The following is a 23,307-nucleotide window of genomic DNA, read 5'->3' as shown; positions in this document are numbered from 1 at the left end:
GCCGCGTTAGTTCGCGGTCGCCTGGGTTCGGGCCGATTGGCGCCACTCCAACGCCTCGGGGGTCTCCCGGTACTCCAGCAGATGCTGGCCGGCGATCTTTTGCAGCAGGTCGCGTACCTCCGCCGGGGTGGCGTAGAAGAACTCCCGCCGTGGATTGACCCGATTGACCCTGCGGTCATGCAGTTCCTGGTGCAGCCGTCCCTCCAGGCCGACGGCGTCGTCGCTGAAGATCAGCGCATGGGTGTCGAACTTGAACGGCACCGAGGCATCGCCCAGTTCCCGTACCCGGTCCTCCGGTTCGAGCCGCCGCGTCATCCCGATCTTGACGACGTTCTCCCCGAAGGCGCCCACATTGGAGATCACGTACACATACCCGGCCCGGATGTTGGCCTCGCGTGCCTCGACGTCGGCGACCGCCGCGCCGATCTCCTCCAGCTTCGCCTTCAGCTCTTCGGCGGCCGCGGTGTCCCCCTTGGCGAGCAGCTTGGCCAGGGCCGAGCGGTAGTGCGCCTCCTCCTTGCGCAGCCGGGCCTTCTCCCGCTCGAACTCCCGGCGGGCGGCCTCCTCCTCACGCTGCCGCTCGCGCTGGGCACGGACGGCTTCCTTCTCCTCTTCCTGCTTGGCCAGGTAATCGGCCGTCAGTTCCAGCTCATAGACACGCAGCCGGTGGTAGTCGCCGCTAACGTGGATGTCCATCGTCCTGCCCAGCTTGACGATCATCTCCACGGCCTTCTCCAACCGGTCGATCGCCGACTGCAGCTTGTAGGGACGCATCGTGCGCACGCAGTTGTCAGCCTCAGCGTTGTAGGCGCGCAGCATCAGCTTGGAGAAGTCCCGCACCATCTTGCGGCCCTCGGCGGCCGATCCGTTCACCTGCCAGTTGGTGGCGCCCAGCACCGCCTGCCCGTCCCTGGCCATGCTCTTGATCCTGGCCTTCACCTCGGCCAGTCGGTCCTTGTAGGCCACCGCGTCGCTGAGCGGATGCCGGTACTCGTAGATCCCGGCTTCCTGCAGCAGGGCGGTCTCCTCGGTCCGTACGATCTGCCGCTCGATCTCGCCCAAACGCCGGGCCGCCTCCTCGACGGCCGCCTGTAGCCGGCCGTGCTCGGCATGCAGGGCCTGGGTCATCGCCGAGATCTGCATCGCCTCCATGCCGCCGAGCCGCTCGACCCACGCGCGCAACTGCGCGTTCTCGGCCTCCAGCTTCTTCTTGCCGCCGAACAACCCGCCGCCGCGGTGCTCAGGCAGCACAGGCGCGGGGGCGGGCGGCGGCGGGGATGGTGCCACAGCCGGGTCGAGTACCCAGAACTCCCAGCCGGGCGGTGCCGCTGGCCAGGACGGGTCCGGCTGCCAGCCCTCCGGGGGACGCCAACCGGGAGGCGGGACCGGCCAGCCGGGGGGCGAGTTGAACCGATACTCGGCCATCGAGGTCCTCCGGGAGCAGTGAGACCACACCGTCAGCACAAGTCACACAGAAGACAGCCGCCCCTGGCCAATGGTTTACCTCAAGGCCCCCGAAACCACAGTGGGTGTCGGGGGCCTTGTCACGCAGTGATCAGGTGAGGCTGTCGCAGGTTCTGGCGTCGGGGTCGTTTGCCGCCTGGGGGACCCAGCGGACGTTGGCGAAGGACGCGGAGAAGGCGCCCTCGGTGTAGACGAGGAATGGGGTGTTGACGTTCTCCATGTCTACGCCGAGTGCGGCGAAGCAGGAGACCGGGATCTTGACGGTGGACTTGGTGTTCAGCGGGAGGTTCTGGAAGAGGGATGTGGCGACCACCTCGGCGCCGCAGGGCCAGACGCAGTGCACGCTGATCACTGTGCGGGCGGCCGGGGGCTGGTGGACGATCGTGTCGAAGACCAGTGCCGCGTTGGCGTTCAGGTAGCCGCGCAGGTCGGTGCCGCCGGATGGGTTTTGCAGGTAGATCTGGCCCGGGCCGGTGCCGGTCCAGGTGACGCGGAGGCCGTCCTGCTGGACGTTGACGTCGCTGGGCACGACGTTGATCTCGGCGTGGGAGGCGGTGCCGTCGGGGCCGATCTCGGTGCCGCCCCAGTTCTCCGGGGAGCCGATGAAGCTCTTGTACGGGGCGACGTCGGTGCGGTTGAAGATTTCCAGGTCCTCGGTGGCGGTGCCGCCGCCGCCCGTGGAGCCGCACGGGAGGTCCTGCGAGGTCTCGTCGAGGGTGCCGACGTTGCCGGTCTGGCCGTAGCGCAGGCCGTACCCGAGCGGGAAGAGCGGGTCGTAGCCCTCCTCGCCGGGGTTGAGCGGGGTTTGGCAGGGGCCCTTCGGCCAGGAGTATGACAGCGTGCCGGTGTAGCCCTGGCCGCTGTTGCGGCCGCGGACCAGCAGGTCGGCGACGCCGCCGCCTTCGGTGCCGGGCAGCCAGGCGACCACGAACGCGTCGGAGCGGTTGAGTTCCTTGTTGGTGTACAGCGGGCGGCCGGTGACGAAGACGGTGATGACGGGCTTGCCCTTGCCGCTCACCTTGTCCAGGACGGCGAGGTCGTTCGGGTAGAGCTTGGCCGCCTCCAGGGTGCGGCGGGCCAGGTCGCCGACGCCCTCGGCGTACGGGGTCTCGCCGATGACGGCGATGACGGCGTCGTACGCGGAGACGTCCACGTTGTCGGCGGTCTCGCTGAAGGTGACCCGCGACTCGCCGAGCGCCTCGCGCAGGCCGCCGAGGATCGTCGTGCCGTTCGGGAAGTCGGCGTTGGTGTTGCCGGTGCCCTGCCAGGTGAGCGACCAGCCGCCGGTCTGGTTCTGCAGGCTGTCGGCGCTCTTGCCGACGACGAGGACCTTGGATCGCGGCGACAGCGGCAGCACCCGGTTGTTGTTCTTCAGCAGGACCTGGGATTTGCGTACGGCCTCGCGGGCGAGCTTGCGGGCCTCAAGCAGGTCGGCCCTGCCGGCGGCGTACCGGGCGGACGGCTTGGGGGAGTCGAAGACGCCGGCGCGGAGCTTGACGCGCAGGATGCGGCGGACGGCGTCGTCGATGCGCGACATCGGGATCTCGCCGGATTCGACCTGGGTGATCGTGTTGGAGATGAACGCCTTCCAGTCGTTCGGCACCATGACGATGTCGATGCCCGCCTTGATGGCCTGTGGGCAGCTCGCGTTGGTGCAGCCGGTGACCTGGCCGATGCCGTTCCAGTCGGAGACGATCAGGCCGTCGAAGCCCATTTTCTGCTTGAGGATGCCGGTGAGCGCTTTCTCGCTGCCGTGCAGCTTGCCCTCGGTGATGCCGAGTTCCTCGTTGGTCCAGCTGTTGAACGAGGCCATCACGGTCTGGGCTCCGGCGCCGAGCGCGCCGTAGTAGCCCTGGCCGTGGATGTTGATCATGTCGGCCTCGGAGGAGGGGTTCACGCCCTGGTCGACGCCTCGCTGGGTGCCGCCGTCGCCGATGAAGTGCTTGGCGGTCGCGAGCACGTGTCCCCGGTCGAGGCGGCGGGTGCCGTCGCCCTGCAGGCCCCGCACCGCTTCGGCGGCGTACGCGCGGGTGATGCGCGGGTCCTCGGAGTAGCCCTCGTAGGTGCGGCCCCACCGGTCGTCGCGGGGGACGGCGAGCGTCGGGGCGAACGCCCAGTCCTGGCCCGTCACGCGCACCTGCCGGGCGGTCGCGGCGGTGACCTCACGCACCAGGCAGGGGTCGTGCGCCGCGCCCAGGGCGATGTTGTGCGGGAAGAGCGTCGCGCCGAAGACGTTGTTGTTGCCGTGCACCGCGTCGATGCCCCAGATGATGGGGATCTTCGTACGGGTGCTGACGGACGCCTGCCAGTACGCGTCGGCGAGGGCGAGCCAGTCCTGCGGCGTGGCGTGCTTGTCGCGGTTCGGCCAGGCGCCGCCGCCGTTGAGCACCGAGCCGATGAAGTACTGCTTGACCTCGTCCGGGGTGATCGCGGTGATTTCCGGCTGGGTCATCTGGCCGACCTTCTCCGCCAGCGTCATGCCGGAGAGGATCTTGTTGATGCGCTTCTCGTCCGCCGGGTTCTTGCGGAACCGGCTCTCGATTCTGGGCCAGTCCTTGAGGGTGGGCAGGTGCTTGGGGATGGGGGTGCAGCGGTCGTCGTCCCACGACGGGTGGCCGATCGTGGTGGTCGCCGCGCCGGTCCCGGCAACTGCCGATGCCTGCCGCGCGCCGGAGGCGGAGGCCGCGGCGGGGGTCGTGGCGACGGTGCCGCCCAGCAGCGCGACCCCGGCGAGCGTCGCCAATAAGTTCCGGCGGAGGGGGGAGCGGGCGCGGTGACGGTGCGCGGAAGTACCCCCCAGGAAATGCGATCTACCCATGGACCCTCCCGGGTTCATGACGAAGGATCTTGAAGAGAGCGCTCTCGCATCAGCGTCCTTGCAGCGCTTCTGACCGTCAAGTGATCTGTACGTAACAATTGGCGTTACCTGAGAACGCCGTTGGGAAATGCGAACGTTTCAGACGCGGCGGTGCCGTACGAGCCGGTCAGTCCGGGAGCATCAGCGCTAGAAGCTGCCATACGCTCAGCCGCAGCAGGTTCTTCAGCAGCCAGTAGGCGAGTGCCGCCAGACCGGTGCCCAGGAGAAGAACGAGCGCGATCAAAGCCGCCGCGGATCGCAGGGCCGGGCGAGGGGAGGCCATGAGATCAGCCAAACAGGCGGGGGAGATGGTTGCAAGACGCAATGGCGGACCGGGAGGGCCTCAGCCGAGTCGTACGGTGACCCGCGCGGAGGCGCCTTCCGCGTCGCCGAGCCCAGTGAAGGTGAGCCCGGTGAAGGTGAGCCCGAGGCGTACGCCGACCGCGACGGCGGACAGACGCGGATCGCGCCGCAGGACCCGGGCCACCGGGCGATCCCAGACGACCGTGAGTTCGCGCAGGTCACGGCGGGGATCGGCGACGGAGATCGTGGCGGTGCCGTCGGCGTGGGCCCGTACCAGAACCGAGCAGGGACCGGAGGCGGTCAGCCCGGCGGCCGAGCCGGGCAGCCAGAAGTTCACGGCGGTCAGGCCGAGGGAGGGCACCCGGATGCCCTGCCGGTGCGCGGTGTTGGCCACGACCTCCACCCAGGAGGGCGCCGCGGCGCGGGCACGGGTCTGATCCGGATCCGCCCCCGGCATGAGCACGTAGAAGTAGCCGGAGTCACGGGGATCAACGCCGTGATCGAGCCACAACGTCACGTAGTCATGCGTCTTACCGGAGGAGGCGACCCTTCGCCGAGTCCCCTTCCGCGACCCCTCGGCCCGCCGCTCGCGCAGGGTCCGCAGAGGGGGACGCCCGGGCAGGACATAACCGCCATGACCCGCCAGATGCGCCCAACCCGCCGCCTCGTCCACGACCAGCCGAGCATCCGTCCGCCGGTTGTCCACGATCGTCTCCACCGGCACCCCGTCCGCGCAACGAATCCCCGCCCCGAGGCAGACGATCGCGTCGTCGAGGAAGAACCAGGACTTGAACGCCTCCAGCGTGCTCGCCAGGCCGTACAGGTGCTGACCGACAGCCGCGTACTCGCCGTCGGTCGCCCCGCCGACCCACCGCGCCGGCGGGCACGTCTCCCCCCACTCGCCCCCCGCGCCGTCGGAGAGCCGCTTGGTGGACACGGTCGTGCCGGGCAGCCGATACGGATCGACGGTGCTCCAGAAGCCGTCGGAGTACTGGTCGCCGTGCCCGACGCCCCACCAGTAGAGCATCCCCGACCCGGTGTGCCACCCCCGCCGGTTCTCCCCGTTGCCGTGCTCGTAGTGGCCGACCCGATCCGAGGCCATGCTCAGCCCCGCACACCATCCGGGCCGCCGATGCACCGCACGGGCGCTCATCGCCATCAGCCGATGCCCGTACGGCTCGCCCACCGCCGCCACGCCCTCGTCCCGGAGCACGGCGGCGAGCCGGGCATGAAACCCCAGGTCCTCACGTTCGGCCGCCCGCACCATCGGCACCGAGACGTCCCGCAGCGCCCAGCCTTTCACCATGCCCTGCCATCGGATCCGCTCGGCGGCGGGCGCCGACTCGGCCAGCAGCAGGATCGCGGCGGCGATCCGCCGCCCCCGCGCATGATCCCCGTACGCCCGCCTGCCGACCGCCCGTCCCGCGACCATGTCCATGCAGAACCCGTCATGGACGACCGGCGCGAACGCCCGCTCCACCAGACCGAACACGAACCTGCGCCGCACGTCGTCGATCTCCCACGGCGTACCCCGCAGCACCACCAGCAGCCTGGCCAGGCCGGTCAGTAATGCCACGCCGTACGTGCCCTGATAGGGAACGGTCGTGTGCTGGATGAATGATCCGTCCCGATAAAAGCCGTCGCCGTCCCTCACATACCCAAACACAGGCGACAAGGCCGACACCGCCCGCGCCGCCCCCGCCTGATCGGCGGCGAGCATGGCCCGTAACAGCAACACCGTGCACAAATCCACCCGATTCGCCCCGGTGCTGGTCCCGCTGTAAGCGCCGACAACGCTCTCGGGCACGAAGTGATCCACCGCCTCCAGCAGCCCCCGCCGCCGCGCCTCCCCCAGATGCGTCTCGACCAGCAACGCGGCGTCCAGCAGCCGCAACGGCACCCCGATCTGCCAGTGCCACCAGTTCCCCACCGGCTCGGCCCCCGCCGCGTACACCAGCCGCCGATACCGGTCGATCCCCTCGGCCACGGCCGCCCCCAGCGCCGGATCGCCGGTCACCCCCGTGCCGGGCAGCGCGTAGGCCCGCGCCATCCCCAGCAGCCGCAGCGGAACCGCGTTGTAGGAGGGAAGCGCCAAATCCTCCCAAAGCCCCCCGACCCCCGCCGCCATGCCATCCCGATGCCGCGCGGCCTCCGCCCCCATCCGCGCCAGCCCACTCCGGTACGGCTCCGCCTCCAGGTCGGCCCCCAAGCCGGCCGTCACCCCGGTCGTCACCTCGAACCACCGGCGCCGTAGCACCCCAAGCAGCCGCACCCACTCCGGCGAACCCCCCGCCGCCCGAGCAGCGTCCGCCCCGACCAGCGCCCCCGCCGCAGCGACCGTCCCCAGCCGGAGCAGCGCCCTTCTGCCGTAACCGCCGCGCACGGCAGGATTATCGGCGAACTCAGATCAAGAACGGCGACGCCACGAGGACGGCGGCGCAGGCGTGGCCAGGTCATATGTTCCTTGCCACAGAGATACGTCCGGACCTTTTCGTGGAGGTAGCGGACCGGCGGATCTCAGCGTCTTATGGACTTTCCGCCGTGCGCGGCGAGGAGACTGGAGAAAAGGGCCTCCCACTGGGGCATGACCACCTCGGGCGCATAGGAGCGCACCGTCTCCCGAGCCGCGAGGCCGAGTCGTTTGCGCAGCTCGGGGTCGTCGATGACGCGGATCAGCGTCTGCGCGAGGGCGTTGACGTCCTCGGCGGGGACGAGCAGGCCGTCCTCTCCGTCGGTGATCACGTCGCCGGGGCCGGTGGGGCAGTCGAAGCTGACGACGGGCAGGCAGTGCGCCATCGCCTCGATCATCACCATGGGCAGACCTTCGAAGCGGGAACTGAGCGCGTACACCGATGAGGCGCGCAGTTCCTGGTCGAAGGTGTCGCTGCGGCCCATCAGCCGGACGTGCTCCGACAACCCCAGCTCGTCGATCTGGGCCTGCAGCCGCTCCTGCTTGGGGCCGGTGCCGAAGATGCGCAGCCGCCAGTCCGGGTGTACGGCCACGACCTGCGCGAAGGCCGGGATCAGCAGGTCGAAGCCCTTCTGGTAGTACAGCCGCCCGGCCGCGATGACGAGCTTGCTGTCAGGGTCGCAGGGCTCGCGCCCGGAGATGACCGTGGAGTTGGGGATGCGCTCGATCCGGGTACCGGGCAGGACCTCGGCGTAGTCCCGGCGGTCGGTCTCGGTGAGGACGACGACGGCGTCGCAGCGCGAATAGTGCCGGAGGATCTGTCGTTTGGTGTCGGGTTTGTGGGTGCCCAGGTTCATGTGTTCCTGTGCCACGTGTACGACGTCGCGCGGGGCGTACCGGGCGGCGATGATGTTCAGCGCCGGTCGGGTGGTGACCAGGACGCCGCCGTCCAGTTCGGAGACGGCGTCGATGACGCCTCGCTCCACCCGTTCGGTGAAGTAGCGGGCCGCGAACTCGTCGCTCGGCACCACCCGGCCCCGGATCTTGCGCCGGATCCGGCGGACCAGCGTGTCCGGGCCGTATCCGGAGCGCTGGTCGACCACCGCGCGGAGCCGGATGCGTTCGTCCAGGGGGAACTGCGGCTTCGTACGGCGCCGCACCGCGCTGAGGATCTCCACGTCGTGCCCGGCCGCCGCCATCGCGTTGGCCTGGTTGAACACCGTGCGGATCGTTCCGCCCATGCCATAGGCGTGCAGGAGGAAGTAGCGGATTTTCACCGTTTCGCACTCTCTGCGGACGTTTCCGGCTCGCGAGTCGCCGGGGGGCGTGTTAGGTCCGCGTTTGTCGCTTGGTCTCGTCCTTGGAGAGGTAACCCCAGCTCACGCACATCGAGCGGAGCACCTCGGGCACCTCGTCGGCCGCGGGCAGGTCCCGCCCGGCCTGAACCCTGCCTGAGGCGATCTTGTCCTTCCAGTCGCCGAGGCCCTTGGTCAGCACCTCCGGCCGGCCGTACTCGAGCATGCCGGGCTCGAAGGGGATGCCGAGGAAGTCGCAGATGAGCTTCGCCTGCCCCTCGGGGTCGGCGGTCAGGTCCTCGTAGCGAACGGTGTGGCCGGGTAACGCCTTGCGCGCCTTGTTCACCGCGCGCATGTAGCGCAGCGCGTCCTCGGTGGCCTCCTGCGGGGTGCGTTTGTCCGGGCTCGCCTCGTACCAGGATTGGGCGATGGACGCGGGGTGGCGCAGCAGGAAGATGTACCGGGCGTCGGGCCAGCAGGTGGCGATGCGCTGGAAGGCGAAGGCGTTGGCCGGGGTCTTGTCGACGAAATACCTCTTGCCGCTGCGCACGAGTTCCCGGTGCAACACCCGGTCCCACAGCAGGTGCTCCAGGTCGGCCTGGTTGTGGCCGAGGGCGTCCATCGCCTTTTCGGCCAGGCTCGTGCCGAACTGCACCGTCAGGCGGCGGACGTGCAACTCGTGCGGGGCGTGCAGCATCGAGTGCGCGTTCAGCAGCGAACGCAGCAGCGTGGAGCCGGATCGCACCGGGGACATGATGAAGATCGGAGCCTTGAGCAGCCGGTCGTTCTCCGGGTCGGCGGGCGGCCGGACCTGCTCGGCAGGCGCGGTCGGAGCCGGCGCCGGGCGGCTCTCGGCGGAGCGCGACCGGCCCTCGGACGATCGCGCCGGCGCCTCGCGGGTGATGCGAAGCCCGGTGAACTCGACGAGAGCGTGGTTGACCTTGCGTTTCCAGCTCATGTGTGCCGATATTACCCAGAGTTCCTGTGAAAATGACGTAAGGAGACGGGCTCGTCACTGCGGCGATCCGTCGCTCACCTCGGCATTTGCCCCGCCCTGTCGTGATAAGCGACCAATGAGGCATCGGAACGGTCACGGGACGGTCTCACGGAAGGTGATCGGCCGCATGGACCGCCGACGCGCGAGCCGCGCCGTCCGTTCTGATCAATAAGTACGGTCGGGCCGGGGACCGCGGGGGGTGCGTGTCATGATGGCGGTGCGATGACTTCCGCCGCCTTGCCGTTCCGTGTGGTCCGGGCCGCCGCGTTCGCCGTGGTCTGCCTCGGGCTGAGTACGGGTGCGCACGTTCTCGCCGGAGGCATGCTCTCCGGGCGGAGCGTGGGGTTGGGGCTGGCGGTGGCGTTCGCCGCCGCGGCGCCGCTGTCCGGGCGGGAACGCACGCTGCGGACGATCCTTCCGCTGCTCGGTGGGGTGCAGGTCGCGCTGCATCTGCTGTTCTCGATGGGGCCCGCCGCCATGGTCTCCCATGCCCACGCCGGGCACGTGTCGTACGGCGGGCTGACTCCGAGCCTCGGCATGCTGATCGCCCATGCGTGGGCGGCGGGGCTGACCGCGATCTGGCTGGCCAGGGGCGAGGCCGCGTTGTGGCGGCTGGTGCGCGGGCTGGCCGTACGGCTGGTCCGGCTGCTGGCGGGGCCGCAGACGCCCGGGTACGCGCCGCCGGTCATGGTGCGGGCGGACCGGGAGCGGCCGCTTCGCTCGGCGACGCCGCGTCATGCGATCAGCAGGCGCGGGCCGCCGTCGACTGTCCCTGTCACCTCTGTCGCGTGACCGCATTCTCCTGATCGCTGTTCTCCTGATCGCTGTTCTTCTGATCGCCTTGACCGATCTGTCCACGCGTTCCCGTCGGACGCGCTGAGCGGCATGCCGTCGCCCGAGCCGACGTTGAGCGGTTCTCGATCAGGCACGATCGGCATCCGGCACTGAGCGGCACCGATCGCATCGGTCGGCATAGGCGCATCAGGCGCATCGGGTGGCATCGAGGGCGTCGCCGAAGGCATCCGGACGACGTTTCCGGATGTCGGCGTGCCATCGACCGGTCGTTCCGGGGGATCCGTCCCGAGCACTGCGATCACCACTGAGGTGGCGGAATGTCACCCGCTTCGCGCATGAGGGCGCGGCGGGTCACCGGCGTGTGCGCCGGGCCATTCCCCTGTCCGTGACAACCCAAAGGCGGCATCATGATCTCTCGTCGTAGCGCCGTTTCCGGCGTACTCGCTCTCAGCCTGCTTCCCTTCGCCCTGGCCGCATGCGGCTCGGCCGGCTCGACGACCGTGTCCGCGAGCCCGGTCGCCGAGCAACCGACGGCCACGTCGACCCTCAAGACGGACACCGCCCCGGCCGCCGCGCTGACGGTGACCGACCCGTGGGTCAAGGCCGCCGACAAGGGCATGACCGCGGCCTTCGGGACGCTGGTCAACAACTCCGACAAGGACCTCACCATCGTCTCGGCCACCTCGTCCGCCGCGCCCAAGGTCGAGCTGCATGAGATGGCGGACCAGGACGGCAAGATGGTCATGCGTCAGAAGGAGGGGGGCTTCGTCATCCCGGCCAGGGGCAGCCATCGGCTTGAGCCCGGAGGCGACCACCTGATGCTGATGGGCGTCACCGACAAGGTACAGCCCGGCGACGAGGTGCCCTTCACGCTCACTTTCGCCGACGGCGGGACCATGACGTTCACCGCGGTCGTCAAGGCGTTCGCCGGTGCCAATGAGGAGTACTCGGGCGACGACAAGGGCGACGACAAGGCGAAGGACGACATGAAGGGCGACGAGAAGCCCGCGGGGCACGAGGGCTGAGTGATGGCTGAGCCCACCTCCCGGCTGAGCCGGCGGAGCCTGCTCACCGGTGGCGCCGTCACGGCCGTCGGCGCGCTTGCCGCCTGTACGCCTGGCAAGGCGGCGAGCGCGCCCGCCGAGGCGGCCCCGACCTCCGCGAAAGGCGCGGCGACCCCGGCCGACATCCCCTCCGGCAAGGCCGTGGAGCCGTTCCACGGCCCGCACCAGGCCGGAGTGGCGACGCTGCCGCAGACGTACGCGGCCTTCGTCGCGTTTGACCTGAACTCCGGGATCAAACGCGACGCCGTCGCCCGCATGATGCGGCTGCTCACCGACGATGCCCGGCGGCTCACCTCGGGCGCGGGCGCGCTCGCCGACACCGAGCCGCACCTGGCCGAGTTCCCGGCCCGGCTGACGGTCACCTTCGGCTTCGGCCCCGGCCTGTTCAAGGCGGCGGGGAAGGAGAAGGATCGGCCCGACTCCGTGGCGGACCTGCCCGCCTTTCGGATCGACCGCCTTCAGGACCGGTGGAGCGGCGGTGACCTGCTGATCCAGCTCTGCTGCGACGACGCGGTGACCCTCGCCCATGCCCTGCGCATGACGGTGAAGGACGCCCGCACGTTCGGCAAGGTCCGCTGGATCCAGCGGGGGTTCCGCCGCCCGCCGCACGTCCAGGCGGCGACGCTGACCCAGCGCAACCTGATGGGCCAGCTCGACGGCACCGTCAACCCGCAGCCGGGCTCGGCCGACTTCGAGCGCGCGGTCTGGGCGGCCGACGGGCCGGAATGGTTTCGCGGTGGCACCACCCTGGTCGTACGCCGGATCCGGATCGAGATGGAGATTTGGGACCAGGTCGATCCGGTGGCCAGGGAGTTCACGATCGGCCGTCGGCTGTCCGACGGGGCGCCGCTGACCGGCGACGCCGAGCATGACGAACCCGACTTCGACAAGACGAACGCGTCCGGCCTGCTGGTCATCGGCGAGTACGCCCACATCCGCCGGGCACACATCAAGGATCCGGGGATGCGCATTCTGCGGCGGCCGTACAACTATGACGACGGCCTGTCGGAGAAGGGCCACGCCGACAGCGGCCTGATCTTCGCCTCCTACCAGGCCGACGTCACCCGCCAGTTCCTCCCCATCCAGCGGAGTCTGGCGGAGGCCGATTTGCTCAATGAGTGGACCACTCCCATCGGCTCGGCCGTCTTCGCCATTCCGCCCGGGTGCGGCGAGGACGGTTGGATCGGTGAGGGCCTCCTGGCTTGATTTCGGCGTCTCGCCACGTCAGGCGATGCGCATCCGTTAACCGGGGTTCGGCGGCCCGGCCCCGCGTGTAATGGCGATGCGGTGGGGTCGGGACGTCGGCAGAATCGGAGCGATCGTTCTCCGAGGAGGCAGGGAGGGCTCGGGATGCGGGTGAGCGTGCCGCACGCCTGGCCGAGCGGTCGGGAGGAGGCCGAGGCCGTTCAGGATCGGCTTCGGCCGCTGGTGCGGGTGGAGGCCGACGGGTCGCCCGCGCCGCCGCTTCGGCTGATCGCCGGGCTGGACGTCGCGTACGCCAAGGACGACGACCGGCTCGCGGCGGCCGTGGTCGTGCTCGACGCCGACACCCTCGCGGTCGTGGAGAGCGTGTCGGCGGTCGGGCGGGCCGCGTTTCCGTATATTCCCGGCCTGTTCGCGTTCCGTGAGCTGCCCACGCTCGTCACCGCGCTCGAACGCCTCACCACCGACCCCGACCTGCTCGTTTGCGATGGGCAGGGCATCGCGCACCCCCGCCGGTTCGGGCTCGCCTGCCATCTGGGCGTGCTGACCGATCTCCCGGCGATCGGGATCGCCAAGCAGTCGCTGGTCGGGGAGTACGCCGAGCCCGAACGGCCGCGCGGCTCCTGGACCCCGGTGCGCGACGGCGGCGAGGTCGTCGGCAGGGCCGTGCGTACCCAGACCGGGGTCAAGCCCGTGTTCGTCTCGGTCGGCCACCGCATGTCCCTCGACGCGGCGACCGCGCTCGCGCTCCGCCTGTCTCCTGACTATCGCCTGCCGGAGACCACCCGCCGCTCCGACCGCCTCTCCCGTCAGGTCCTCGCCGCCCATCTGGCGCAGCAGGCGTAGCAGCCCGGTTCGAGTACGAGGCTCGGGGCATCGAGGTCGGTCCGCGGCATGATGCGGCGGAGTGCCTCACGTACGCGCCCGGGTAGCCCGCGCGGGTTCGTGGAGACGGGCGAGCAGGGAGTCGCGGATCTCGCCGGCGCGGATGGCCGTGGTGGACAGCAGCGTCGAGCTGAGGCCGTGGCTGTGCTCGGTCGCGCCCTGCAGGTAGATGCCCGCGGTGACCTGGGGGACCGTCTCGACGCGGTGATCGCGGCCGACGCGGATGGCGTCCTCCTCGTCGCGCAGGCAGAGCTTGGCCGCCTCGCCGAGCAGCATGCCGACGTCGATTGGGCGGTAGCCGGTGGCGTACACGAGCAGGTCGGCGTCGAGGACCTCCCGCCGCCCGGTCGGCTGGTGCTCCACGGACACCTCGACGTGGTCCTCGCCGTCCCGTACGTCGGTGATGTGGGAGGCGTTCATCAGGCGCAGCCGCTCGCGGCCCTCGACGAGCTCTCGGTACCTGGTGGAGTAGAGCGATTCGATCAGGTCGATGTCGACGGCGGAGTAGTTGGTGCCGCGGTGGTAGTCCATCAGCGACCGCTTCACGTGGGGCGGGGCGTTGTAGTAGAGGTCCACCGCGTCCGGGTCGAAGATCCTGTTGGCGAACGGGCTGTCGTCGGCCGGGGTGTAGCCGTACTTGGCGAAGACCGCGCAGATCTCGGCGTCGGCGAAGGTGCGGTGGAGGTACTCGGCGGCCTCCGCGGCGCTCTGCCCGGCGCCGAGCACGACCGCGCGGCGCACCCGCTCGCCGCCCGCGGTCAGCTCGGCGATGCGCGGGATGAGCTCGCTGTTGTGCCAGACGCGGTCGGACACGATGGTGTCCGGCGGCAGGTGGGGTTCCAGGCCGACGGCGACCGACAGGTTGCGGGCGCGCCGTACGAGGGTGCGCGAGGGGTCGTGCGGGTCGCGGGCGATCACGTCGAACATGATCACGACGCCGTCCTCGTCGGTCACCGGCTCGACGGCGATCACCTCGGCGGAGTACTCCACCAGGTGCCGCATGCGGTCGGCGGCCCATTCGAAGTAGTCGTGGAACTCGACGCGCAGCGGGAACAACGTCTTTTGATTCAGGAAGTCCACCAGCCGGCCGCGGTCCTGCAAATAACACAGAAAGCTGAAGTCGCTGGCCGGATTACGCAGGGTGACCAGATCCTTGGCGAAGGACACCTGCATGGTCGCGTTGTCGATCAGCATTCCCCGGTGCCAGCCGAAGCGCGGTTGTTTCTCTAGAAAACAGACGCTGAGCCGTTCGGCGTCGGGAACGGCCCGGTTGTGCTCCTCAATGGCAATCGCCAGCGCGAGATTCGACGGCCCGAAGCCGATCCCCAGTACGTCGTGAATCCGGTCCGGCCCGTTGCGCAGGGTGTTCACCGCGGCATCGCCCTCCTCTATTCAGGATACCCTAAATAAGGTTAGCCTAACCTTGCAACGCCTCTTGGAATGACCCTGTACGCGAGGAGGATCCCTATGCGGGTCGCCATGTTCGGCTATCAGACCTGGGGGCATCGCACCCTGCAGGCCCTGCTGGACTCCGGCCATGAGGTGGTCCTCGTGGTCACTCATCCCAAGAGCGATCACGCGTACGAGAAGATTTGGGACGATTCGGTCGCCGACCTGGCCGAGAAGCACGACGTGCCCGTGCTGCTGCGCAACCGCCCGGACGATCCCGAGCTGCGCGCGGCGTTGCGGGGGACCGCCCCCGACATCATCGTCGCGAACAACTGGCGCACCTGGCTGCCACCGGAGATCTTCGACCTGCCGCCGCACGGCACGCTCAACGTGCACGACTCGCTGCTCCCGGCGTACGCGGGCTTCTCCCCGCTGATCTGGGCCCTCATCAACGGCGAGCGGCACGTGGGCGTGACCGCGCATCGCATGAACGCCGAGCTGGACGCGGGCGACATCCTCGTGCAGCGGGCCGTGCCGGTGGGGCCGCGGGACACGGCGACCGACCTGTTCCACCGGACCGTCGATCTGATCGAGCCGATCGTGCGCGAGTCGCTGGACCTGATCGCGTCCGGCCGGGCGCGGTGGATCCCGCAGGATCGCTCCCGGGCCAGCTTCTTCCACAAGCGCTCGATCGAGGACAGCCGGATCGACTGGGCCTGGCCGGCCGAGGACCTGGAGCGGCTGGTGCGGGCGCAGTCGGATCCGTACCCCAACGCGTTCACGTACCACCGGGGCGAACGGGTGCGGATCATCGAGGCGGCGGTGTCTCGGGGCCGGTACGGCGGCACGCCGGGGCGGATCTTCATCCGCGAGGACGACGGCGTGGTCGTGGTGGCGGGCGCGGACGCGCGCAGCGGGCGGCGGCACGGCCTGCTCGTGAAGCGGGTGCGCACCGACGACGGAGCCGAGCACGCCGCGACCGACTACTTCCGCGTGATGGGCGGCTACCTCACCCGGCATCCCTGAGCGCGGCCACGCCCCGCCTTCCCCGGCATCTCGTCCCCGTCCGGCACCCGATTTCCCTGATGCCCGTCTCCGACCATGACAGGAGTTCACGGCGACATGGCCCACGCAAGCGAGCCCTCCGGCGCCGATCCGCGCGCCGACGGCACGGACATTCCGGTCGATTACCTCATCACCGACTGCCGCGGGCAGGCGATCGACCTTCGTCTGTACCTCGGGCCTCCGCGCCCGCCCGCCGACGACGCCCCGAGGGGCGAGGCGGGAGGGTGGGCGCGGTGACGCCGCCCGACCCGGCGGCGAAGCCCGAACGCGCCGGTCAGGCCGGGTTCTCCACCAGGGCCTGCAGCCCGCCCTCCGCCTCCACGGCACGGCCCTCCTCTGCGCGGTCTTCCCCTGTGCGGCCCTCCACCGTACGGCCCGGCCGCTGATCCGCGGCCCCGGGAACGGGAGCGGCCGAATCGGTCCCGAGTTCGACGATGCGATTGCGGTCATCGACATGCACCACGCGCGGCACGTGCGACTTCACGTCGCTCTCGTCCACCTGCCTGAAGGACATGATGATGATCTTGTCGCCCGGCGACACGAGGCGGGCGGCGGCCCCGTTGATGCCGATGACGCCCGAGCCCGCCTCGCCCTCGATCACGTAGGTGGTCAACCGCGCGCCGTTGTCGATGTCCACGACGTGAACCAGTTCGTTCTCGACGATGTCGGCGGCTTCCAGGAGGGTCCGGTCGATGGTGATCGAGCCCACGTAGTGCAGGTCCGCCTGGGTCACGGTGGCCCGATGGATCTTGCCGCCGAGCAGGGCGCGCTGCATGTCATGACCTCCATGGGAGTTGTCGACGCACTCGCCGGCATCGGACCGCCGCCCCGGGCCTGGCCGTACCGGCATGGCCAAGTAAAGTAAGGCTAACCTAACTTGCCTTCCTGTCGGAGATCCACCTCTTCCAGCACAAGTTAGGCAAACCTAACCAACCATCCGTATCCATCTCGAAGCATACGGCAGCCCCCCGAGACCCCAACGACTAAGGAGCACCTATGTCCCGTCCCGACCCGGCCCGTCCATTAAGAACATCGTCGCTGGTAGGACGCGTGGCGGCGCTGGTCGCGGCCGGCATCCTGCTCGCGGTCTCCGCCGCCTGCTCGTCCACCGCCGAGACCCCGGCCACCCAGGCGACGCAGGCGAAGACCGCCGACGCGGCCTTCCCCGTCACCATCGAACACAAGCACGGCACCACCACGATCCCGTCCGCCCCCACCCGCGTCGTCACCGTCGGCTGGAACGACCAGGACTTCGTCCTGGCCCTCGGCGTCGTGCCGGTCGCCACCCGCCAGTGGTTCGACGAGTACAACACCTTCCCGTGGGTCAAGCAGGCCACCGGCGGCAAGCCGCTGCCCACCTTCTCGGCCGAGATCAACTACGAGGCCATCATCAAGCAGCGGCCCGACCTGATCCTCGCGATCTACGAAACGATCAACAAGGAGACCTACGACAAGCTCTCCCAGATCGCCCCCACGGTCGTGCAGCCCGCCGCGTACCCCGACGAGCAAACCCCCTGGGACCAGCAGACCCTCCTCACCGGCAAGGCCCTCGGCAAGTCCGCCGAGGCGCAGGCCCTCGTCGACAAGGTCAACAACCGCATCGAGGAGGCGAAGAAGGCCAACCCCGCGTTCGCCGACAAGGTCCTCGTCGTCGACTACGGCCCCGAGAACGGCGAACACTGGCTCATCCCGGCCAAGGACCCCCGCCGCGCCCTGTTCGACGCCCTCGGCTTCGCGGCCCAGGAGGAGAAGGACGCCATCAGCGAGGAACGCCTCGACCTCCTCGACCGCGACATCCTCTTCGTCAACGGCGCCACCAAGGACGCCATGCTCAAATCCCCCGTCTTCTCCCGCCTCGACGTCGTCAAGTCCGACCGCACCATCTACACCAGCTTCTCCACCCCCCTCGGCGGCGCCCTCTCCTACAGCGGCCCCAACGCCCTCCTGTACGCCCTCGACGTCCTCGTCCCGCAGTTGGCCAACGCCGCCGACAACGACCCCACCACCAAGGTCGCCGACCTCTCCAACATCACCTGACCGCCCCGCAGGCCACTCTCGCGTACGCCGCTTCGGGGGACCGTCCACCTGCGCACCGTCGCCACGCGCAGGTGGACGGCGTACGCTCCCCGCCTTCCCAACCCTGACAATCCGGCGAGCGCCGCCCCTGCGCGCCTTCGACCCACACACCGCCACACCGACCTGGGCCGACCTGGTACGTCGGCGCGGTGGCATCCTCCACCGAAGACATCGTGGGGGCACGTATTCCCGCCGCCGAGCCGCATCTACGGTGTGGGGGTCCGCGACGGCTTCGTCGGATCGCCCGGGTGCCGACTGAACACCGGAAGCCCGACGTACAGGCACCCCTTAGCCGGCCGGAGGACGCCGCGTCACATGCCGAGGTGAATGGTCGGCGGTACGCGGAACTGAGCGTGGCAACCGTGCTTCAGCGGAATTCGGAGTGGTGCGCTCAATCGCGGAAGTCAAACTCGTCGTTGCGGACCCCGGCCAGGAAGGCGTCCCACTCAGCCCGCGTGTAAATGATCAACGGGCCGTCGGGATGGCGGCTGTGCCGTACGGCGATGCGGTCCGAACCATCGAGAAGCGGGCCGGCCTCCACGCAGTTGCTGCCTACGTCGGGGCTGAAGCTGCTGATGTGCCATGCGGCGAGTGGAGACCGCTCCCTCTCTTCAGACACTGCTCTCCCGGCCTCTCTGCGCGGTCAACCCAGTCTGCTCAGGGCTGCCTCGATCAGTTCTATCGACTCAGCCGAGTCACATGAGCCCCGGCGTATACGATTAAACTTCATCTTAAGACGCTCAACACCATCCGTTTCGACATATAGCCCTCCGACCGGGGTCTCCACGTATCCCACATCCGGATAGGGCTCCGACATCTCGAAGATGCGGAACGACCCGTACAGGCTGGCGCTTCCGGTGGCGGAAAAAGGCAGAACGCGGAGGTCGATGGTGGGGCGGTGCGCGAGCTTGACCAAGTGTTCAAGCTGTTCACGCAGCACAGCCCGCCCACCAGGAGCCCGCTGAAGCAGCCCTTCATCTATGAGTGCCTCAATGTGGGGAGGTTCCGGCCCGAGCAAAATTTCCTGGCGTCGCAGCCGGAACTCCGCGCCGCTGGTGGATGCGCTTCCGCTTCTTTCCTCGTCTTGTATCAGCGCCTCCATGTATCCGACGGTCTGCAGCAAGCCCGGTACGACCAAAGCGTCATAGGAACTGATCCGTCGAGCACGTGACTCGACCCACGCATAGTCGATAACCCGCTTGTCCAGGTCATCCGAATATGAGTCCCACCAGTCGGTTTGCCACACTTCGCCCGCGATTTTGATCAACGTCGCACGCCGTCGTTCATCGTCTACGCCATAGAGGTCCAGCAGGGCACGCACGTCTTGCGTTCGCGCGGGATAGAGGCCGACCTCGAAGCGTCCCACCGTGGCTCCGTCGCGCTGAAGGTACTCGCCCACCTCTTTCAGTCGCAGTCCGTTGGCCTCTCGGAGTCGTCTCAGCTCTCGCCCGAGCCACTGGGCGCGAAGAGTCATACCTCGTTTCGCACTCAAAGTAATCACCTCGTCACGATGATGCCATAGCCTATCGCCCTCGCTGTCTGTGCTGCCACGCACTGTTCATAAGAACGCCATGCGAGATTGCATGACTTCTGCTACTCATTGAAGTCAAGCGGACACTCTTAGTGTCTAGTTTGTCGAACTTATTCCGATATGGGCTCCTGTCTCGGTAGCTGCGCTGCTGTAGCGACCAGCCACCGGTGCGGGACGGCCGAATCAGACGCAAACGGAAGGGGCGGATCGTGATCGTGATGGTTTCGCGGGCATTGACGGTCGTCTTCGGAGGCATCGCCGGGCTGTTCCGTCACGGCAAGACCAGGCAGGCGCAGGAGTCGGACCCGCGGTGGCAGTTGTTCGCGCTGGACGTGCTCTCGGCCGCGCCCATGTTCACGCGGCGGTTCAAGGCGGTGGCGGCGCAGGTGAAGCCCGCCCGAGCGTTCGTCGCAGAACTGCTCGGGGACGGGCATCCCCGTGTGGACGACGCGGTCCTGCTCACGAGTGAACTGGCCGGGAACGTGGTGCGGCATGCGGTGGAGCGCGAGTTCTGCGTCTCGGTGCTTCTTTTCGACGGCGGGGTGCTGGTCGCCGTGCGGGACCACGGTTCAACGAAGATTCCGCGTCGGCGAAACGCGGCCGACGACGAGTCGGGCGGGCGAGGGCTGGATCTGGTCAACATGCTGGCCACCCGGTGGGGTTTTCACCGGGAGACGACCGGCAGCACGGTCGTCTGGTTCCAACTGGAGCTGCCGCAGGGAGCGAACCAACCTTTTGGGTAGGTAAGCAGCTCTTTGGCAGTGCCGACTCCGAGCTGTACGAGGTCGTTGTTGGCATTGTGCAGTGAAGTGTGGACCTATAGCGGGCTTGACCCGGTTGGTCGGTTTGACCGATCATGGCGGGGTCAATTGCATACGTCAGGTCAGCGCCATGGTGGTTGGTGGAGCGCGCTGGCCGAGCCCGTCCTGGCATGGGCCCGGCCGCGTTCCGCCGTGGGTTCTGCGTCGTCGTGGGTTCGTGCCGGGACCCGACTCGACCAGGAGAGAACCATGGGTGACCAGTACGGCTTCGCCGACCTCGGGGAGTATCGGCCGGATCCGGAGGCCGAGAATCAGGCTCTCATCGAGGCGTTCTTCACCGCCTTGGCCGACGCGCTGCCGCAGGATGACGGCCTGATTTCCCGAATCCGGGCGCGGCATGAGCGTTTGGTGGCGGAGCAGGGGCATTGGTTCGTCGATGAGGCGTCCCGGCACAATCTCGCGCTGACCCTCGCGGTCCTCGCCGCCTATCGGGAGTTGGCCGCCCTGATGGGCGACGACGAGTCGCTTCCGCTGATCCGGACCGCCTTCATCGAGCCGTTCGGCCCGATGATCACGGACGCCACCAGGGCCGCGCTGGACGCGTCGCCGGACCCCTTCGCCACGATGGTGGACATCAGCAGGCGGCGCGAGCGGGACTTCTTCGGTGCCGCCTTCGTGTTCACGCATCCGGAGGACGAGCAGGATCGCTACACCGCGCTGGTGCAGCGGTGCTTCTACAACGATGTGTTGGTGGCGAACGGCGCCGCGCATCTCATGCCGATCATGTGTGACTTCGACGCCAACTGGATCAACGGCATTGAGCCGGATCGGCACGGGTTCACCTTCGAACGTCCGGCCACGATCGGCACGGGTGGGTCCACCTGCCCGTTCCGGTTCCGCCGTACGCGCGAACGCTGACGTCGGCCACCGCGTCGACCCGGAGGCGCGGCGGCGTCAGTATGGGCCTACCGGGGCTGACCCTGCGGCTACGCCGGGTCAGCCCCGTCGTGGAAGTGCTGAACCAGGACGCCCTGGCGAACCGGCGGCCTCGACGGTCACCCCGCAACAGGCGTGGCTCCATGACCGGCCGCGATCGCGTCGATATGCCTCGCGAGCTCGAAGTCCTTCACCGTGATCCGGTGCCCGGCGTCGTGGGTAGTGATCACGAACCGGATCCGCTGCCAGGTGATGTGCATATCAGGGTGGTGGCCGACCTCGCGGGCTTTGGCCGCCACGTACATCGCCAGGTGCACGCACTCGTGGTAGGTGTGCGTGAACGTCCGCGTGATCGCGTCTCGGTCCCGCTCCCACCCCGGCAGGGCGGCGAGGCGGTCGGTGATTTCGTCGTCGGTCAACGGCTGAGGAGACATGTACGCCTCTCGGATGGTTGATCAGACAATCGCCGTAAGGATCTCATCCAGTTCGCGGTGCCGTTGCGCTTTTGCCCCATGTGGCCGCCTGCTTGGCCACAGCCCTCAGCGCGCGGCGCACCCGGGCCGACCCCGTGTCGGTGACGACCGCCGCCGTGGCGGACGCGATCTGGACCACTCGCTCCGGCTCCGAAACGGCGGCAAGGGCGGCGGCCTGCCGCGCCCAGAACACGCCGTTGTCACGCCGAGCCGCCTCTGGCGCGCTCCTCGCTCGTACCCTGGGTGAAGATCGCGAAGCCGATGATGTGGGCCGGGATCGGCGTCAGAGCATGGAACCGCCGCTCGCGTCGATCCAGTGGCCGGACACCCATCGCGCGTCGTCGGAGGCGAGGAAGGCGACGATGTCCGCGATGTCTTCCGGTTGGGCGACCCGGTTCAGCGGGGACAGGGCGGCGATCGCGGCGCGGCCCTCCTCGGTGGCGAGGCGCGAGGCGTTCATGTCGGTGTTGGTCGGGCCGGGGCCGACGGCGTTGACCGTGATGCCGCGCGGGCCGAGTTCCTTGGCGAGGGTGGCGGTCAGCGAGTCGAGCGCGGCCTTTGACATCGCGTACGCCATCAGCTCGGGGATGCGTGAGCCGTGGGTGAACCGGGTGGAGATGTTGATGATCCGGCCGCCGTCGCGGAGGCGGGACAGGCCGCGCTGGACGATGAAGAACGGCGCCTTGGTGTTGATGGTGAAGACCTCGTCGTAGGTCGCCTCGGTGACCTCGGCGAAGGGGATGCGGCCGCCCAGTACGCCGGCGTTGTTGACCAAAATGTCCAGGCCGTCGGCGTGCTCGTCGAACGCCGTCCACACCGCGTCGGCGTCGCCGGGGACGCCGAGCCGGGCCTGGAGGGCGAAGGCCTGGCCGCCGTCGTTGATGATCGTCTTGACGGTCTGCTCGGCGGCCTCGGCGCTGCTGCCGTAGTGCACACCGACCCGGGCGCCGTCGCGGGCCAGCCGAAGCGCGATCGCGCGGCCGATCCCTCGTCCCGCACCGGTCACCAGCGCCGTCTTGCCTGCCAATGGGCTCATCGTCGACATCCATTCTTGAGCGATCGTTACAAAAATGGACGATAGCACAATGTCTAACGACCGCTCTAAAATGTTTTCGTGGCCTCGACGACGCGGGGACGTCCCCGCTCCTTCGACCGGGACGCGGTGCTGGACAAGGCGATCCGGCTGTTCTGGCGCAACGGCTACGAGGCCACCTCGGTGCGGGACCTCACCGAGGAGCTCGGCATCGGCGCTCCGAGCCTCTACAACGCCTTCGGCGACAAGCGGCGGCTGTTCGCCGAGGCCATCAGCGTGTACGACCAGGAGTACGGCGGGTTCATCGATGCCGCCCTCGCCGAGGAGCCCACCGCCAAGCAGGCGGCCGCTCGCGCGTTCGCCGAGGCCCCCGCCTGCTACACGCGTCGTGGGCTGCCCGCCGGATGTCTGATCGTCACCGGGGACGTCGGCACGGCCGATGAGGAGGTCCTGGCGGCGGTACGGCGCATTCGCCAGGCCAAGTTCGCCGCGTTCACCGACAAGATCCGGGCCGACATCGCCGCCGGTGAGCTGCCCGCCGACACCGACGCGGAGGCGTTGGCCCGCTACACGATGTCGGTGTTGAGCGGAATGGCGCAGGCCGCCCGTGACGGGGTGCCCAGGGCCGAACTCGAACGCGTCACGAAAATCGCGCTGGCCGCGTGGCCCTGAGCGTCGTGCCCGGTCAACTCCCTGCCGGATCGGCGGGCGTACTCGCCGGAGCGCCGGATGGGGTGGTGCCGGAGATGCTGGTCTGGGGACCGTGCTCG

Annotated in this window: 21 protein-coding genes and 1 pseudogene; 10 read left to right on the top strand and 12 right to left on the bottom strand. The window is 68.9% G+C overall.

Annotated elements, in window-relative coordinates; translation table 11 throughout:
• Positions 1-6: 6 nt before the first annotated feature.
• The 6 genes from AB0K60_RS25680 to AB0K60_RS25655 form a co-directional block, all read right to left on the bottom strand.
• Positions 7-1,425: a DUF4041 domain-containing protein gene (locus AB0K60_RS25680; RefSeq protein WP_364060004.1), complete on the bottom strand. Its 1,419-nt coding sequence runs from the start codon at positions 1,423-1,425 to the stop codon at positions 7-9.
• A gap of 130 nt (positions 1,426-1,555) precedes the next feature.
• Complete coding sequence (locus AB0K60_RS25675; RefSeq protein ID WP_364060001.1) at positions 1,556-4,282, bottom strand: exo 1,3/1,4-beta-D-glucan glucohydrolase; 2,727 nt, start codon at positions 4,280-4,282, stop codon at positions 1,556-1,558.
• A gap of 166 nt (positions 4,283-4,448) precedes the next feature.
• Positions 4,449-4,604: a hypothetical protein gene (locus AB0K60_RS25670; protein ID WP_364059998.1), complete on the bottom strand. Its 156-nt coding sequence runs from the start codon at positions 4,602-4,604 to the stop codon at positions 4,449-4,451.
• A gap of 60 nt (positions 4,605-4,664) precedes the next feature.
• Positions 4,665-7,007, bottom strand: a complete 2,343-nt coding sequence (locus AB0K60_RS25665) for a polysaccharide lyase 8 family protein (protein WP_364059995.1) — start codon at positions 7,005-7,007, stop codon at positions 4,665-4,667.
• 134 nt (positions 7,008-7,141) lie between these two features.
• The gene (locus AB0K60_RS25660; protein WP_364059992.1) at positions 7,142-8,311 is read right to left on the bottom strand and encodes a glycosyltransferase family 4 protein; all 1,170 of its coding nucleotides are present in this window, start codon (positions 8,309-8,311) and stop codon (positions 7,142-7,144) included.
• Positions 8,312-8,363: 52 nt separating this feature from the next.
• Complete coding sequence (locus tag AB0K60_RS25655; RefSeq protein ID WP_364059989.1) at positions 8,364-9,287, bottom strand: sulfotransferase; 924 nt, start codon at positions 9,285-9,287, stop codon at positions 8,364-8,366.
• 261 nt (positions 9,288-9,548) lie between these two features.
• On the opposite strand from AB0K60_RS25655, the gene AB0K60_RS25650 reads away from it, so the two are divergent.
• From AB0K60_RS25650 to nfi, 4 genes are all read left to right on the top strand, one after another.
• Entirely contained in the window at positions 9,549-10,118 is a 570-nt protein-coding gene (locus AB0K60_RS25650) for an MFS transporter (RefSeq protein WP_364059986.1), read from the top strand.
• A 410-nt stretch (positions 10,119-10,528) separates the two neighbouring features.
• Complete coding sequence (locus tag AB0K60_RS25645) at positions 10,529-11,146, top strand: copper chaperone PCu(A)C (protein ID WP_364059983.1); 618 nt, start codon at positions 10,529-10,531, stop codon at positions 11,144-11,146.
• Between the two features lie 3 nt (positions 11,147-11,149).
• Positions 11,150-12,391 carry a Dyp-type peroxidase gene (locus tag AB0K60_RS25640; protein ID WP_364059980.1) on the top strand — a complete coding sequence of 414 codons (1,242 nt, stop codon included), beginning with the start codon at positions 11,150-11,152 and terminating at the stop codon, positions 12,389-12,391.
• 144 nt (positions 12,392-12,535) lie between these two features.
• Positions 12,536-13,234 (top strand): deoxyribonuclease V, encoded by a 699-nt coding sequence (nfi, locus tag AB0K60_RS25635; RefSeq protein WP_364059977.1) that lies wholly within the window; start codon positions 12,536-12,538, stop codon positions 13,232-13,234.
• Positions 13,235-13,300: 66 nt separating this feature from the next.
• On the opposite strand, the gene AB0K60_RS25630 is transcribed toward nfi, so the two are convergent.
• Positions 13,301-14,644 (bottom strand): SidA/IucD/PvdA family monooxygenase, encoded by a 1,344-nt coding sequence (locus AB0K60_RS25630; protein ID WP_364059974.1) that lies wholly within the window; start codon positions 14,642-14,644, stop codon positions 13,301-13,303.
• A 96-nt stretch (positions 14,645-14,740) separates the two neighbouring features.
• On the opposite strand from AB0K60_RS25630, the gene AB0K60_RS25625 reads away from it, so the two are divergent.
• Both AB0K60_RS25625 and AB0K60_RS25620 read left to right on the top strand, forming a co-directional pair.
• Positions 14,741-15,688, top strand: coding sequence for a methionyl-tRNA formyltransferase (locus AB0K60_RS25625; protein WP_364059971.1), 948 nt, complete (start codon positions 14,741-14,743; stop codon positions 15,686-15,688).
• A 96-nt stretch (positions 15,689-15,784) separates the two neighbouring features.
• Complete coding sequence (locus AB0K60_RS25620) at positions 15,785-15,964, top strand: hypothetical protein (protein ID WP_364059968.1); 180 nt, start codon at positions 15,785-15,787, stop codon at positions 15,962-15,964.
• Between the two features lie 151 nt (positions 15,965-16,115).
• On the opposite strand, the pseudogene panD reads toward AB0K60_RS25620, so the two are convergent.
• Positions 16,116-16,502 (bottom strand): annotated as a pseudogene (gene panD / locus AB0K60_RS25615) (aspartate 1-decarboxylase); the annotation flags it as partial.
• Positions 16,503-16,777: 275 nt separating this feature from the next.
• Between panD and AB0K60_RS25610 the strand changes: the two are divergent.
• Positions 16,778-17,764, top strand: a complete 987-nt coding sequence (locus AB0K60_RS25610; protein WP_364059965.1) for an ABC transporter substrate-binding protein — start codon at positions 16,778-16,780, stop codon at positions 17,762-17,764.
• A 430-nt stretch (positions 17,765-18,194) separates the two neighbouring features.
• Here the strand turns inward: AB0K60_RS25610 and AB0K60_RS25605 are convergent, their stop codons facing one another.
• Positions 18,195-18,422 carry a DUF397 domain-containing protein gene (locus tag AB0K60_RS25605; RefSeq protein WP_364059962.1) on the bottom strand — a complete coding sequence of 76 codons (228 nt, stop codon included), beginning with the start codon at positions 18,420-18,422 and terminating at the stop codon, positions 18,195-18,197.
• 24 nt (positions 18,423-18,446) lie between these two features.
• Positions 18,447-19,277 carry a helix-turn-helix transcriptional regulator gene (locus AB0K60_RS25600; protein WP_364059959.1) on the bottom strand — a complete coding sequence of 277 codons (831 nt, stop codon included), beginning with the start codon at positions 19,275-19,277 and terminating at the stop codon, positions 18,447-18,449.
• A 275-nt stretch (positions 19,278-19,552) separates the two neighbouring features.
• On the opposite strand from AB0K60_RS25600, the gene AB0K60_RS25595 reads away from it, so the two are divergent.
• Together AB0K60_RS25595 and AB0K60_RS25590 are read left to right on the top strand one after the other, a co-directional pair.
• The gene (locus tag AB0K60_RS25595; RefSeq protein ID WP_364060303.1) at positions 19,553-20,077 is read left to right on the top strand and encodes an ATP-binding protein; all 525 of its coding nucleotides are present in this window, start codon (positions 19,553-19,555) and stop codon (positions 20,075-20,077) included.
• Positions 20,078-20,344: 267 nt separating this feature from the next.
• A complete protein-coding gene (locus AB0K60_RS25590) occupies positions 20,345-21,013 on the top strand; it encodes an L-2-amino-thiazoline-4-carboxylic acid hydrolase (RefSeq protein WP_364059956.1) in 669 nt (222 codons plus the stop codon).
• A 137-nt stretch (positions 21,014-21,150) separates the two neighbouring features.
• Here the strand turns inward: AB0K60_RS25590 and AB0K60_RS25585 are convergent, their stop codons facing one another.
• Both AB0K60_RS25585 and AB0K60_RS25580 read right to left on the bottom strand, forming a co-directional pair.
• Positions 21,151-21,450: a 4a-hydroxytetrahydrobiopterin dehydratase gene (locus AB0K60_RS25585; RefSeq protein WP_364059953.1), complete on the bottom strand. Its 300-nt coding sequence runs from the start codon at positions 21,448-21,450 to the stop codon at positions 21,151-21,153.
• A gap of 337 nt (positions 21,451-21,787) precedes the next feature.
• Complete coding sequence (locus AB0K60_RS25580; protein ID WP_364059950.1) at positions 21,788-22,540, bottom strand: SDR family oxidoreductase; 753 nt, start codon at positions 22,538-22,540, stop codon at positions 21,788-21,790.
• Between the two features lie 78 nt (positions 22,541-22,618).
• Here AB0K60_RS25580 and AB0K60_RS25575 point away from each other — a divergent pair, with 78 nt between their 5' ends.
• Entirely contained in the window at positions 22,619-23,209 is a 591-nt protein-coding gene (locus AB0K60_RS25575; protein ID WP_364059947.1) for a TetR/AcrR family transcriptional regulator, read from the top strand.
• The last annotated feature ends 98 nt before the right edge of the window (positions 23,210-23,307 follow it).

Source organism: Thermopolyspora sp. NPDC052614 (assembly GCF_040678635.1).
Lineage (GTDB): Bacteria > Actinomycetota > Actinomycetes > Streptosporangiales > Streptosporangiaceae > Thermopolyspora.
This window is presented reverse-complemented; position numbering and strand designations above follow the sequence as displayed.